The organism is Leucobacter luti, from assembly GCF_019464495.1.
Taxonomy (GTDB): Bacteria; Actinomycetota; Actinomycetes; order Actinomycetales; family Microbacteriaceae; genus Leucobacter; species Leucobacter luti_A.
The window spans coordinates 695,943-710,016 of record NZ_CP080492.1 but is presented as its reverse complement, the minus strand read 5'-3'; the positions used below and the strand labels follow the sequence as shown (position 1 = coordinate 710,016).

The window sequence follows — 14,074 nt, the reverse complement described above, 5'->3', positions numbered from 1 at the left end:
CGCTCGCAGCACGGTTCCACGCCTTCCCGGACGGAGGTGCCGCACACCGAGTGCTCACCGCAGCTCGGCGGCTTGCACTCCCGGCCAGTGAACTTGTTGCACAGAATGGTGTCTTTTTCGAGAGTTTCTACGGCAGGCAGGTGAGCTGCAATCCACTCGCACTTGACCGAGAAATCGCGCAACAGCACCCTGAGCTGCCGCGCTATTGGAGTGTCACGAGCGAGCGCCAACGCGTGCCAGAGGGCGCTGTTCCGGTGCTCGTTGGCGGCCCTGAGTGGCACGCGGCCCGTCGGTCCGCCCGGCTGCTCGTCGTGAACGACTGGCTGCGCTACGGTTTTCGTCGGCGTCGCGGTCAGGTTGTGCTGCAAACGTGGCATGGCACGATGCTCAAGCACCTCGCACTTGGACGCCCAGGAGTAGGAATTCGCACGAGAATTGCGATCCGCCGCGAGAGCCGCAGATGGAGTCTGCTGCTATCCCAGAATCCGCACGCCACTGAGCAGTTCCGCAGTAGCTACGCGTATCGCGGAGAGATCCTGGAAACGGGATACCCGCGCACCGATCGACTGGCCCGCGCCGTGGTCGCCGAGGGGCGGCACCCGATTGCGGTGCGCACCGCGCGGTCTGTGCTGGGGATTCCCGCCGAGGCTCATGTCCTCGTCTATGCGCCGACGTGGCGTGACGGCGGCGTGACAGTCATCGACGAGCTCAACGTGCAGCGTCTCGCGGAGGAGCTCGGTGAAGACTGGGTGGTCGTCGCGCGCGGGCACACGAGAACCCACAGTTTCGGAACGTACGGCTCCGCCTCGGCGCGCGTCATCGATGCCTCAACGCACGATGACGTGAACGACGTGATTCTCGCGGCAGATCTGCTCGTGACCGATTACTCGTCGATTATGTTTGATGCCGCTGTTGCGCAGGTGCCGATGCTGTTCTTCGTTCCAGATCTTCCCGCGTACCGCGATCGCGAGCGTGGTTTCACCTTCGATTTTGAACGTGAAGCCCCGGGCCCACTGCTGACCACGCGCGCTGAGCTCGTCACGCTTGCGCACGACTGGGCCGAGCACGGCGCCAATGCTGCGTGGGCAGTCGCCTCGGCACCTGCCGCTGAGGCTTGGCGGGAGCGTTTTACCCCGCACGATGATGGACACGCTGCCGAACGCGTGGTCGCAGCCCTCGTTGAGCGCGGAGCTCTGAGCTCCTGAAGCGCTGATTCCCTCAGGCGCTGAGCTTCCCAGGCGTTGATTTGCTCAGGCGCTGAGATTCTTGGAAGGTGAGTTTTCAGACGGTGAGCCCTGGGCCGCTGGGGTCCTGTGCTCCCGCAGTGCTCGGCCGCTGGGGCGCTGTGGTCCTAGGATTCTGGCGCGCTGAGCTCCGCAGGCGAGCTGCGTGCAGCGCAGGCGGTGGCTGTCGAACTCACGCAGGAGATTCGAGATAGGGCAGGACAGACAAGCTAGATGTTTCCTGCGTGAGCTAGGAATTCCTGCGTGAGTTCGAGTCCGACCCAGTGCTGCACTTTCGGGAAGGGCCGTGCAGTCTTGGCTCGTCGGGGTGCTGGGCCAAGTCTCTTGGGCTGCTGGGCCAGTCTCCCGTGGTCAGCTGAGCCGCATAGGGGTGAGGGAGTGCGGCCCGGCAGAGCGTGTGCGGATGGTTCTGCGGCAGCGGCAGCGATCGCGGTAGCGGCAGTGGCAAGGGCAGTGGCAGCGGCAGCGGCAGCGCATCCCGGTGCACTCCAGCGCCGGGCGGAGTGCGCACGGAAGGACTGAGGCCCGGCCGTACAGGCGAGTCGTCGAGCTCACGCAGGAGATTCGAGTTCGTGCACCGCAGGAGCCCTCAACGCCTCCTGCGTGAGCTCGAATCTCCTGCGCGAGTTCGGGTCGCGATGCGGGCTCGAATCTCCTGCGTGGGCTCACACCCCGAGCGAGACCGAGCCCCCTGCGCGAGCTCGGCCCCAGCGTGAGCTCAGCTCGGTGCAGCCACTCAGAGCTCCGGGGTGTGTCCGAACATGAGACCAGGCAAACGACCTGAGAGTCGGAGCGAGCGCCGGGACCTGGACGACCTGAGAGTTGGAGCGAGTGCCGTGACCTGGAGGACCTGAAAGCCGGAGCGAGCGCCGGGACCTGTACTACCCGCGCGACGGAGCGAGCGTCGCGAGCTGGCCGAGGAGCGAGTCTGGCACGAACGCTGACTCTGGCACTCCGTCGCGCACCGATGCTGCGATCCGGGCGCCCACTTCGCTCGTGCTCATGCCCATTTCAGCTCCGGCAAGCGCAGGCAGTTCGCCGAGCACCTGCACCGTCGCTGCCTCGACTGCGCGCGCGGCGTCGCCTTCTCCGAGATGGCCGAGCAGGAGGGCGAGTGACAGGATCGCTCCTGAGGGGTTCGCCCAGCCCTTCCCAGCGATGTCGGGGGCGGATCCGTGGATCGCCTCGAACATGCTCGGCGCGGTGCCGTCGAGGTTGAGATTCGCGCTCGTCGCAACGCCGAGGCCGCCCTGAATCACTGCGCCAAGATCCGTGATGATGTCGCCGAACAGGTTGTCAGTTACGACCACATCGAAGCGCTCGGGCGTGAGCGGCAGGTGGAAGCACATCGCGTCGACGTGCACGTAGTCGGTCTCGACCTCCGGGTAGCGTGCTGCAAGGTCGGTGACGACCTCCTGCCAGAGCTGGCCGGCCGCGACGAGGATGTTTGTTTTGTGGCACAGCGTCAGTTTCTTTCGCCGTCCGAGCGCGAGGCGGAAGGCGAAATCGACGACTCGCTCGATCCCGGCTCGGGTGTTGAGCGATTCTTGCATCGCAACCGTGTTCGGGGTGCCGGCGTGAACGGTGGATCCGCGGCCGACATAGGCCCCCTCGGTGTTCTCGCGCACGATCACCATCTCGCAGCGATCGGGTGTGAGGCCGGCGATGGGCGTCGGCACGCCAGGGTACAGCCGCACGGGACGCACATTTGCCGCCTGCTGGAAGCGCTGCCGCATCTCAAGAATGAAGCCGCGCTCGAGGATCCCTGGAGTGACTGCCGGATCACCCATGGAGCCGAACAGGATCGCTTCGTGGCTGCGGAGTGCGTCTTCCACTTCGGCAAAGAGCTCTCCGGTAGCGAGGTAGTGCTGTGCGCCGGCAGCGATTTCGGTGCGGTCCGTGGCGAAGCCGTAGCGTGCTTCGGCTGCGTCGAGCACCTGGAGTGCGCAGTCGACCACCTCGGGCCCAATGCCGTCACCCGGCAGTACGGCGAGGGAGTAGCGGTTCGTCATGGTGTGAATCCTTCCGGCGAGTGCGCCCGGCCGAGCGGCGTTGCGTTGGCGAACGGGCGATGTTGAACTATATTAACTGGTAAGGCCACTCGTTGGGTGGCCGCAGCACCAGGTCATTTCGTTGCACCGCGGCACGCGAACCCTCGCCGCGGCGTCAGCCCGCACGCAAGGACACCACGATGAGCGACACGCTTTCCCTGATCGCACCGGCCGGGCAGCTCCCGATCGGCACCGCATGGCGCGAGGTGCCCGGGGCGCAAGACGTCGTGTTTCCTTTCGATGGCACTGCCGTCGCACAGGCACCGGTCAGCACGGTCGCTGATTCACGAGCCGCACTCGACGCCGCTGAGGCTGCTCGCACTGAGGTCGCCGCACTCACCACTGCGCAGCGCAAGTCCATCTTGCTCGACGTGCACGATCGTCTGCGCGCCGATGCTGAGCGCTTCGTTGAACTCCTCATTCTTGAGACCGGCAAGCCACGAGTTGACTGCCAGACTGAGGTCAACCGTACGATCGTGACGCTGCAGGCGACGGCCGAGGAAGTCTCGCACATTCACGGTGAGACCGTTCCGCTCGATCTTCAGGAACTCGGGCGCGGCATGATCGGCTACTACACACGCAAGCCAGCCGGGGTCGTGATCGGCATCGCCGGCTTTAACTACCCCCTGCTCCTCGCCACTCACAAGCTTGCTCCCGCCATTGCTGCCGGTTGTCCAGTCATCATTAAGCCAGCGCCGAACACCCCACTCGCGACGCTCGAACTGGTAGCGATCGTGCGCGAAGTCCTCGCAGCGCACAGCGTGACCGGCGCCGCAGTGCAGCTCGTCAACGGTGCCCCGGAGATCGGGGAACAGCTGATCAGGGATCCGCGCGCGAAGGTGGTCTCCTTTACGGGATCGGCGAAGATTGGCCACCTGATTGCGCAGCAGGCAGCGCCTCGCAAGGTGTTGCTGGAGCTGGGGTCCAACACCGGGTTCATTGTCGCGGCCGATGCGAATCTCGACGCTGCCGTCGATGCCGTGCTTCGCGGCGGCTTCTACGCGAACGGACAGGCTTGCATTTCGGTGCAGCGCGTGGTGCTCGAGCGTCCGATCGCCGAGGCGTTTACAGCGCGCCTGCTTGCCCGCATGGGTGAGGTTGTGGTGGGGGATCCTCGTGCCGCTGAGACCACCGTTGCCCCGGTGATTAACGCGGCATCGGGGGATCGGATCCGTGGCACCATCGCGGCGGCGGTCGCAGCGGGTGCGACCGTGCTGGTCGGTGAGGACGGCTCAGCTGCTGGCTCCAGCGGTCGCAGCGATGCCGACGCCAACCCGGCCCTCGTCCGCCCGACGGTGCTCAGCAACGTCCCTGCCGATGCCGACGTGTGGGCCGAGGAAATCTTCGGACCCGTGGTCTGTCTCACGAGCGTTGATTCGATTTCTGAGGCAATCGATCTCGTCAACGCTTCGCGCTACGGCCTGCAGGCCGCGATCTACACGGCATCGCTGGAGAGCGCGTTTGCCGCGGTCGAGCAACTCGAAGTTGGCGGCGTCGTCGTCAACGAAATCCCTGGTTTTCGCTCCGACATCATGCCCTATGGCGGCGTCAAGGATTCCGGTATTGGCCGCGAGGGTCCCCGCTACGCGATCGAAGACTTCACGGTCACCCGCATGGCGATGATCCGCCCCACAGCACGTAACTAACCGCGCCCCTCATTCTTCCCACGCACGCTCATTCGAAGGACACCGCAGACATGACGCAGCCCACTGTTTCCCCCGACTACACCCAGCTGTTCCGCCTCGATCACCGCACAGTGGTAGTGATCGGCGCAGGATCGGGGATCGGCCGTGAGGCCGCGCAGGCGCTTGCGGCGCAGGGCGCGCATGTCGTCGTCGCAGACTGGGCGCTGGAAGCAGCCGAAGCTACCACCGCACTCATCCAGGAGCATGGGCTGTCAGCCGAGGCGTACCGGCTGAACGTGCTCGACGACGCTGAGGTGGAAGCCGCCGCCGAACGCTTCGGGACGGCGTCCGCGCTCGTGTTCACGGCGGCAACGAATGTGCGCAAGCGCATGGACGACTACACGATGGATGAGTTCGACCGTGTGGTGAATTTGAACCTGCGTGCGTCATTCCAGCTGATCCGCCACTTCGGTCGCCGCTTTGCGGACAACGGGGGGGGATCGATCATTGGCTTCGCCTCGATCCGTGCCCAGGTTGTTGAACCAGGCCAGGGCGTGTACGCCGCGAGCAAGGCTGGACTCGTGCAGCTCGCCAAGACCGCAGCCGCCGAGTACGGCGCCCAGGGCGTGCGCGTCAATGTGGTCGCTCCCGGGGTCGTGGAGACCCCGCTCACCGCCCAGATCAAGGCGAACGCCGAGTGGTACGACGCATATGCACAGAAGAGCGCGCTGGGCCGCTGGTCGCGCCCCGACGAGCTCGCTGGCGCGGTTGTATTCCTTGCTTCTGACGCCGCGTCATTTGTGACGGGCACCACGCTCACCGTTGATGGAGGCTGGACTGCCATCGACGGGCGCTTCACCCCGCCGGCATCCTAGGCAAATCCGCCGACAAGGGGTCGCAGGTTCAAATCCTGTCAGCCCGACCAAAAAGTCGCGGAAACTCAAGGGTTTCCGCGATTTTTTAGGTTGTGAGATTTGATCCGGTCATCACATTGCCATCTTTTTGACCTCTCAGCGGCCCTTCCCAGCCGCTCCGCTCCGGCAGCCGCGCGTTGGTGGCGGTCGTGCTCGGTCCTCTGCGACGCACCTGTTCGGCATGGATACCGAACGCACCGCAGAGAACCCGTGGGGGCTGGAGCCCCTGCTCGATGTCGGCGAGCTCGCCGCCTCTCTGGGCGTACCCGTCTCGACGGTCTACGACTGGCGCACCCGCGGGCTCGGGCCGCGCGCGTACCGCTTCGGCAAGCACCTGAAGTTCGCCGTCTCCGACGTGCGCGTCTGGATCGAGCAGCAACGCGACGCGCCTCCTTCGGATGGGAGGTGACGCGATGAGTCGGCAGCGACTGACGATCGGCACCTTCGGCGACATCGGGTTCCTCACGAGCGCGAACGGCCGCGTCGTCGCGCGCGCTCGCTATCGCGACTGGGACGGTAAGAATCGGCTCGTGCAGGCGACGGGAGACACCCAGCGCGCTGCGGAACTCGCGCTGAAGGCCAAGCTCGCCGAGCGCAGTCTGTTTCAGCCAGGTGGTTCCGCGCTCACGCCCGACAGTCCGTTCCCTGATCTGGTCGCGTACTGGTTGGAGGATCTCGAGCTCGAGGATCGACTCTCGAAGACCACCCTGCAGCTCTACGAACGCAACATGCGCACGCTCGTGCTCCCTGCGTTCGAGCATCTCACCCTGCGCGAGATCGGCGTCGCCCGCTGCGATCACTTCTTGAAGCAGCTCGCGAAGCTGAGCTACAACCGTGCCAAGCAGGCCCGCGTGGTGCTGCGGCTCGCGCTCGGGCTGGCGGTGCGGCACGAGGTGCTGCCGCGTAATCCGATGGATCATGTCTCGCGCCTACGTCGGCCAGCCTCGACGCCAAATGCGTTGACGCCTGCTGAGGTGAACGCGATCCGTGCGGCGATCGCGTATTGGGAGGCCGGGCGCTCGCCGTCGGGGCCGAAGCCGGATGGGCAGCTCGGCGCGATCGTCGAGGTGATGCTCGGCACATCCGCGCGCATCGGCGAGGTGCTCGCGATCCGGCGGCGCGACATCGACGTGACGAGCCCCGTGCCGTCGATCCGCATCAACGGCACCATCGTCACTCATCGAGGTGAGCCCGTGCAGCGGCAGGATCACCCGAAGACGGCGAAGTCCCGGCGCACGGTCGCGATCCCATCGTTCACCGCAGAAGCTGTGCGGCGCAGGTTGACACGGCTAGAGGGTACCTTGCTCGACGCTCTGCTGTTCTGCAATCGAGAGGGGACGCCGCTGACGACGAACAATGTGCGTAGGCAGCTGCGCCATGTGCTCGACCTCGCCGAGATCAGCGGCGTCACTCCGCATATGTTCCGGCGTACAGTCGCGACCGCGATCAATGAGCAGGCCGGTGTCGACCTCGCCGCTGAGCTGCTGGGGCATACCGACCCGAAGACCACCATTCAGCACTACATTCGCCGCAATGAGATGGTGAACCCGGTGACCGCTGAGATGCTCGACCGCGTCTTCAAGAAGGCATCGTGAGCTCTTCGACTCTTGGATTGTCTGTAGATTCATGTCACAACACTTCCCAAGTAGGAAGTTTTCTGACAATGGTGGATCTGACCGCAACCCAACTGGCCGAACGCCTCGGCGTCACGACACGTCGAGCGCGTGATCTGCTGCGCTCGGAGGAGATCACCGCTCGTCAGCTCGCGAACGGGATGTGGCTCGCCGATAGTGACGCCGTCGCTCGATACGAGGTGTCGACCAGCCGGGGCTCTGGCCGCACGCTCGACGCGGCGACCGCATGGGGCTGCTCTGGGAACTCTCCGGCCTCGATCCAGACTGGCTGAGCGCGAGCACTCGGGCCCGCGTGCGACGCCGCATCCGCAACTCGGGCGCCGAAGCACTCGCCGCAGCGGCGTCGAAACGAACGAGGGCGCATCGCTTCACTGCGGCGAACGCGGAGCGCGCCTCGGCCGGGCTCATCCGCACGGGTCGCACGGCGGTGAGCGTGCTCGATACCGACCTGATCCAGGACTCGCGCCAGGTTGCTGGCTATGTGCGCTCGGGCATCATTGACGACTACTCGAAGAGCCACTTCATGATCCCCGCTGCGGTTGGGCACGATGTGATCTTCGAAAACACGCTGCCGATCGACTACGCGGGCGAGACCATGCCCGCAGGGGTTGTCGCAGCCGATCTCGTGATGAGTACGGACACTCGCGAGCGAAGTGCTGGGCTTCGGGCGCTCGAGGAAATGAGGCTGCGATGGCTGGCCGCACACTGACGGTAGATATGGCGGATGATGATCTCATCCCGGCCTGGCGCACCGTCATCGAGCTCGCCGAGAATGGCGTCTCCGAGGAATGGACGCTCGTCGGCGGTCTGATGGTCGCAGCTCATGCCCGGCGCGCTGGTGTCGTCATGCGCCGCCCGACCGATGACGTGGATGTGCTCGTCGACTACATGGCCAACCGTTCGAGTCTGGCTCAGGCCCGCACGGCGCTCCTGCAGATCGGCTTCGAACTCGGCAATGACGAGAAGCATGCTTACCGGTTTCGGCACGAGGACGGTCGCAAGCTCGATCTCATGGTCGCCGACCACCTGCCTTCGCGAATGGAACCGCGCATGAATCGCCGATTGGCGTTCGCCGCACCGTCGGGCGAGCAGGCAATCCGGCGACGCGACTCCAACCTGCTGCAGTTCGTTTCTGGAGCGGATGCTCGTGTCGGGGTGCCGGATGAACTCGGTGCCCTCGTTGCGAAGGGCGCGGCCTGGCTGGTCGATCGACGAGACCGTAGGCGGCATCTCGACGACTCCGCTGTCCTCCTCGCGCGTGTGCTCGATGCCTCTGACCTGGACTACGAGTCAATGAGCAAGAACGATCGCAAACGCATCCGTGCGGTGACGGACGAGCTTCTGGATTCGGCGCACGTCTCTTGGGTGAACGTCGACCCTGCGGACAGGGAACGCGGAATGTTCAATCTTCGCCCGATTCGCCAGGTGCTCGGATTCACTGATTTAGGCCGGAACTGAGCTCTCGATAGGCCCGCTCTACGGACTGAATAGCTTCATAGAGTTCTGGATGTTCCTGAGCAAGAAATTCCAGGTACGCTTGTGCGTCTTCAAGCGTCGGGTTTCGCGGGATCGCGACGGTCGAAACGATGCCGCGGTCGTGGAAAATATTCATAGCGATGGATCCTTTCAAGTAGGGCGTAATCTCTGCCATAGATGGCGCTTCGCTCCATTCGTCAACAAGGTGGAGAGGAGGCACCAAGCGGTGGTGATACTGGCTTGAGCTAAGGCCGTTGCCTAAAGCAGATGTCGGAGGTTCGATTCTCGTTAGGTGCACCTGGACGCGCCTATACGAACACCCTGATGGCATGGAAGAGGTCGTGGGTTCGAGTCCCCTTAGGTCCACTCAAATCCGGTATAGGAACACCAGCCGCGCGGCTTTATTCAGCCAGGATCTCGGTGACCTTGCCCCGCAGTTTGACGCACAGATCCTCATCGTCCGGGCCGATGAGGATCTGGCTGAGCAATGCGTTGTTCATCTGCTTCCGTGCATCAGGTGTAGCAGCGAGGTAGCGCGTGTGCGCGCCGTCGAGGAGATCCAGGACCTCCGTTACGCGTCGCACAGTAGAAGTCGTATCCTCTTCGAGCCGGGCTCGTTCTTCGTTGACCCGCGCTAGCTCCTGTGAAAGTTTCTTCTGCTCTCTTACGAGCATTTCGCGGGGGATGCCGTTCGAGTAGTAGAGATCGAGTAACTTCTCTTGGCGTGAATTAATCGTTTCGGATTGAGTGATGAGTTCGGCCACTCGTTCCTCCCTGCCGCTGGCGTCGCGCGAAATGCGTTTCCGATTCGACCGTTCGATCCGTTGTCGGCGAACGGCTGTGATCTCGATCGATGCGTACGCATCTTCGATCCGGCGTTCAACGCCTGTGATCGGCAGCGCCCTCTGTCCGCATTTGGACGTTCCTGCTTGTCTCCCGGAACAGACGAAGTAGTCATAGATGCGACCGCTCTTCGAGCGGGCTTTGTGAACAATGAGACGTCGATGACAACTGAAGCAGTAGACCGTGCTCTTGAGGTAATGAGTGTGAATGCGACTGCGCTCGCCGCTGCGTCGAGCCTTGAGAAGCCGCTGCACTGTATCCCAAGTTGCCGCCGAGATGAGTGGTTCGTGTGATCCCGCGTGCTGAGCTCCGTTCATCGTGACGATGCCCTTGTAATACGGATTGGTCAGAACCCGGTGAAAGCTCGTGACCGTGGGAACAGCAGCTGGTCGTGCTGGGGTGGGTCGCGTTCTCAGCCCTCGCTTCTCTAGTTCAACTAAGAGTTGAGTAACGCTCCAACCGCCAGCTGCATAGGATTCGAACGCCCACGCGACATGCGGTGCTCGCTCCGGATCGATCACGACAGTGCGGAATTCTCGACCCTCGTCGGTCTGTTGTCGGACGTTGAGATATCCAATTGGTGCGCGACTCGGTGTCCCGCCCTGGATAACTTTCTGACGCATGCCCTTCATGACTTCCTGAGCGAGATTGCGAGAGTAGAACTCAGCAATCGACGCCATGATCCCGTGGAGTAAGGTGCCGTTCGGAGAGGCATCGATGCTTTCGGAGCTGGATACCAGTTGTGCGCCAGTGTCACGAATTGCTTGGGTGATAGCGATGTCGTCGGCTCGGGACCGTGCAAGTCGATCAAGCTTGTGCACGATCACGTAGTCGATCGAATGCTCTCGCAAGTACGAGAGCATTCGTTTGAGTGCAGGCCTGTCGCAGCTTCGCCCGGAGTGCCCACGATCGACGAACTCTGCCGCGATGAGTGATCCCAATCCATGAGCCTGTCGTAGGTTTGCCTCGCGCTGTGCAGGGATGGAGAAACCATCTCGTTCGCTCCCTCTTTCCGCTTGACGCAGAGTGGATACGCGAATATACGAGACAGCAGACAGTGACGAGAACGCAGCATAGATCGAGTTTGGAACATGGGAAGGTTTGAGAAGTTGAGTCATTTACTCAACGTTGACGGTTGCATATCGACCTGGGGTGTATGGGAATATCGAAGGCCGGAGTTGGTGTGCTGTTTCTCGCTGAGGCTCCCAAGATCACTATTGCACCCCGTGTAGCGGACACCGTCTGACGTGATTCTTGAGAGCACTGGCTGTCTCATGTGAGAAATATCCTGCGGGATATCCAATGTGCACTCGCGAATAGGTAAGTTCTGCCTGGTCAAAAGCAACTCATTTGACGTTCTGAACCTAGTGGTTGTGTACGAAAGGCGGCTGCTAAGTGGGAATGTGAGACAGCGGTGCCTACCTGGCACCATGACCCAGCCTCATGCCACAATGAGGCATGGGTGATTTGGAGAATCCGTCAGGTGCGGGCCACAGAGAGCAAGCACTAGCTGGTGCAATCGTCGGTGCGAAATGGTGGAGTCTTGACATTCACGCCCACTCTCCCAAGTCGTTCGATTACGGAGGCTTGGAAGGCGATGAGAGCACCGAACCGGCGCCTTCCTTCGAGGAGTGGGTCCGTTCCTACATTGATGCTGGTGTCGATGGCATCGTCGTAGCTGATCACAACTCGCATGAAGGAATAGACGCTGCACGTCAAGCTCTCGAATCACTTAGAGCAGCAGACCCAGACCTGCCATCATTTGTCATCTTCCCAGGAGTTGAGCTGACTCTTAGTGGTGGTTATCACGCTCTAGCAATTTTCGATCACGAGAGCGAAGCAGAGATTGTGCTCGAGACGCTGGCGCTCTGCAAGTTCACCGGGACACGAGGACGAAGTGACCACGTCGCAAACTTGACGGCTAACGCGGCGGCTGAAGTAGTCCATAACAAGGGTGGACTGTTTATTCCTGCGCACATCGACCAAGCCCGCGGGGTACTGCTGCTGGATAGCCGCGAGCTGAAAGCCCTTAGTGAATCCCCTCATATCATCGCAGCTGAGGTTGCAGACGACGCCAAAGTAGACGAAGCAACCAAGCTCGGTTGGGTACCTATTCTGGGATCTGATGCCCATCACCTCACCACCGAGGGTGCTCCCGACCCTGCTGTCGCAAAAGCACCCGGCACTCACCTCACGATGGTGAAGGCGGAAGCTCTGACGCTTGAAGGTATTCGACTAGCGCTTGCCGAGCCGTCTGAGTCGATTCGTCGGGCGCGACGCGGTGATCCTGACTTAAACGAAGTCAAACACGATCACATCAAGGCCATCACCGTGAGGCATAAGGACGTAGTTCGTGAGTATGCTCTCGGCCCCTGGATGAACTGCCTGATTGGTGGTCGCGGAGTGGGGAAGTCCACGCTCGTTGAGTTGCTTCGTCTCGCTCATGGCCGCGCAGAGGAGCTCCCAGCGGCTCTTGCGGCAGATCTAGTGCGATTCTCGCCGATAGCTGACTCGGGCGAACGTTGGTGGAACGACCAGACTGAGATTGAGGTTACCTACTGGCGCGGTGGTCAACTGCTGAGGATTGTGTGGGCCGGTGCCTCGCCCGCAAGCTCGACGATTGAACTGTGGGACGGTTCGGCATGGACACGCCAATCAGGGCGAGTAGTCGATCGTGCTCCGGTGCGAGTGTTCAGCCAAAAGCAGATTTATGAGCTGGCGTCTAAACCACAGAGCTTCCTCCAAATGCTCGACGACATGCCTGAGATACGCAAGGCTGAGTGGGAGGAGCAGTACGAGGAACTTCGTCTCAAATTTAAGAACGAACGCAATAACCTCCGGCAGCTACTTGCGGAGTCGGAGAAAGCGGATCGCCTGAACGGGGAGCTCCAAGAGGTTCAGGCGCGACTTCGTCATCTAGACACGATCCGCGCTAGCGCGGAGTACGCAGAGCTATCTCAGCTCGAGGCGAAGATTCAGTCCATTGCGTCGTCGAAAACTGCGATTAGTTCCGTAGAAAGCACTGTGACGGATCAGGCAGCAGCTCTTCGAGCTTTGCCAACCGGCGGTGACTCCAGTCCTGAGTATCTGGCTTACGTGAGCTCATTTGGCAAGGCAGCTGCGCTCCTCGAGCAAGCCGCTGGGATCATTGGTGCTGCTCGACAAGCTTGGGCGGCAGCCGACGTTGAAGAGGGCTGGCGTGCAGAGCTATCCCGCCTCAGTGCGTGGGTAAACGAACAAGGTGGAGCTTCAACAACGTCTGTAGAACAAACGAGCCAGGATCGCCAGCGCGAAACTGAATTGAGGGCGGAGCTGGAACAGTTTGAGAACGCCGAGGCCAGGCGAGATGCGCAGGAGAAAGTTATCGCCGGGATTCGCCAAGAAGTTCAGACCAAGCGGAATGAACTCTTTGAGCGCAGAAAAGGCTGTGCAGATCGGCTCAACACAACCCAAGGCACACGCACGAAGTTGCAGGTCTTCGAACAGGCAAGTGTTGTCGAGGTCGGTGATGAGCTACGAACCTTGCTCCAGACGCCAGATTCGTTTGAGAGCGCCTTCGCTCAAGATGGTCTCCCGTCTTTGATCAGTAACAAGGTCCCGCAGGATCCGCGGTTCTCGAAAGATGTACCGACCTTCAAAGAAAAGTTGGTTGCGTTCGTTGAACTTGGCCAACAGTCCGAACTGGCGGCCGAGGTGAAGATCAATGCTCGGTTCTACACCAGGCTCGCCTCGGTCGATACCTTCGATCTGGTTACGGACATCATGCTGTGGTTCCCGGAGGATCTTATTCGAGTCATGTATCAGGCAAACGGGAAAGCCGATTTCATTGCCGTTGACCGAGGTTCGCCGGGCCAAAAGACAGCAGCACTTCTCGCTGTCATTCTTCAGATGGGAAACGAGCCACTGCTGCTGGATCAGCCCGAAGACGATCTTGAGAACAAACTGATCAGGTACCTCGCAGTAGAGACGCTCAAAAAGATCAAGCAGGGTCGGCAGCTGATTGTGTCTACGCACAACGCCAACGTGGTTGTTACCTCTGGTGCAGAGAACATTTTGGTTCTGGAGCATAAAGACACGTTGCCTGCAATCGAAGCTTCTGGCACTTTGCAGCAGGCTGTCGTTAAGGAGAACGTTCGCGAGATCCTCGAGGGCGGGGAAGAAGCGATTCGAACCAGGTTCTTGCGCTTGGTCGGTGACCCCAACTAGACGCTTCTTCGGACGGCCGAGTTCTATTCGCGTAGACGGCTGGTGGCATGTGACCGTCGCGTCTCATAGAGGTGTGCGCCA

The 14,074-nt window shown here is 61.7% G+C and carries 12 protein-coding genes; 9 read left to right on the top strand and 3 right to left on the bottom strand.

Annotated features, from left to right (window positions below; all coding sequences use genetic code 11):
- Window positions 1-50 precede the first annotated feature (50 nt).
- Complete coding sequence (locus K1X41_RS16070) at window positions 51-1,205, top strand: CDP-glycerol glycerophosphotransferase family protein (RefSeq protein ID WP_396426509.1); 1,155 nt, start codon at window positions 51-53, stop codon at window positions 1,203-1,205.
- Window positions 1,206-2,125: 920 nt separating this feature from the next.
- Here K1X41_RS16070 and K1X41_RS03225 read toward each other — a convergent pair.
- Window positions 2,126-3,256, bottom strand: coding sequence for a 3-isopropylmalate dehydrogenase (locus tag K1X41_RS03225; RefSeq protein WP_133617887.1), 1,131 nt, complete (start codon window positions 3,254-3,256; stop codon window positions 2,126-2,128).
- A 179-nt stretch (window positions 3,257-3,435) separates the two neighbouring features.
- Here K1X41_RS03225 and K1X41_RS03220 point away from each other — a divergent pair, with 179 nt between their 5' ends.
- The 7 genes from K1X41_RS03220 to K1X41_RS03190 all read left to right on the top strand — a co-directional run bounded on the left by K1X41_RS03220 (window position 3,436) and on the right by K1X41_RS03190 (window position 8,926).
- Window positions 3,436-4,941, top strand: coding sequence for an aldehyde dehydrogenase family protein (locus K1X41_RS03220; RefSeq protein WP_220175308.1), 1,506 nt, complete (start codon window positions 3,436-3,438; stop codon window positions 4,939-4,941).
- Between the two features lie 50 nt (window positions 4,942-4,991).
- Window positions 4,992-5,795, top strand: coding sequence for an SDR family NAD(P)-dependent oxidoreductase (locus K1X41_RS03215; RefSeq protein WP_133617885.1), 804 nt, complete (start codon window positions 4,992-4,994; stop codon window positions 5,793-5,795).
- Window positions 5,796-6,015: 220 nt separating this feature from the next.
- Window positions 6,016-6,243 carry a helix-turn-helix domain-containing protein gene (locus tag K1X41_RS03210; RefSeq protein WP_220175307.1) on the top strand — a complete coding sequence of 76 codons (228 nt, stop codon included), beginning with the start codon at window positions 6,016-6,018 and terminating at the stop codon, window positions 6,241-6,243.
- 4 nt (window positions 6,244-6,247) lie between these two features.
- Window positions 6,248-7,429, top strand: coding sequence for a tyrosine-type recombinase/integrase (locus K1X41_RS03205; RefSeq protein ID WP_220175306.1), 1,182 nt, complete (start codon window positions 6,248-6,250; stop codon window positions 7,427-7,429).
- A gap of 68 nt (window positions 7,430-7,497) precedes the next feature.
- Window positions 7,498-7,740: a hypothetical protein gene (locus tag K1X41_RS03200; RefSeq protein WP_220175305.1), complete on the top strand. Its 243-nt coding sequence runs from the start codon at window positions 7,498-7,500 to the stop codon at window positions 7,738-7,740.
- Entirely contained in the window at window positions 7,695-8,177 is a 483-nt protein-coding gene (locus K1X41_RS03195) for a hypothetical protein (RefSeq protein WP_220175304.1), read from the top strand. Before K1X41_RS03200 ends, K1X41_RS03195 begins: the two co-directional genes overlap by 46 nt.
- Window positions 8,159-8,926: a hypothetical protein gene (locus K1X41_RS03190; protein WP_220175303.1), complete on the top strand. Its 768-nt coding sequence runs from the start codon at window positions 8,159-8,161 to the stop codon at window positions 8,924-8,926. The genes K1X41_RS03195 and K1X41_RS03190 overlap by 19 nt, the downstream gene beginning before the upstream one ends.
- Here K1X41_RS03190 and K1X41_RS03185 read toward each other — a convergent pair.
- Window positions 8,904-9,080 (bottom strand): hypothetical protein, encoded by a 177-nt coding sequence (locus tag K1X41_RS03185; protein WP_220175302.1) that lies wholly within the window; start codon window positions 9,078-9,080, stop codon window positions 8,904-8,906. The two genes, K1X41_RS03190 and K1X41_RS03185, sit on opposite strands and share 23 nt — an antisense overlap.
- A gap of 265 nt (window positions 9,081-9,345) precedes the next feature.
- The gene (locus K1X41_RS03180; protein WP_220175301.1) at window positions 9,346-10,905 is read right to left on the bottom strand and encodes a recombinase family protein; all 1,560 of its coding nucleotides are present in this window, start codon (window positions 10,903-10,905) and stop codon (window positions 9,346-9,348) included.
- A 340-nt stretch (window positions 10,906-11,245) separates the two neighbouring features.
- On the opposite strand from K1X41_RS03180, the gene K1X41_RS03175 reads away from it, so the two are divergent.
- Window positions 11,246-13,993: a TrlF family AAA-like ATPase gene (locus tag K1X41_RS03175; RefSeq protein ID WP_220175300.1), complete on the top strand. Its 2,748-nt coding sequence runs from the start codon at window positions 11,246-11,248 to the stop codon at window positions 13,991-13,993.
- The last annotated feature ends 81 nt before the right edge of the window (window positions 13,994-14,074 follow it).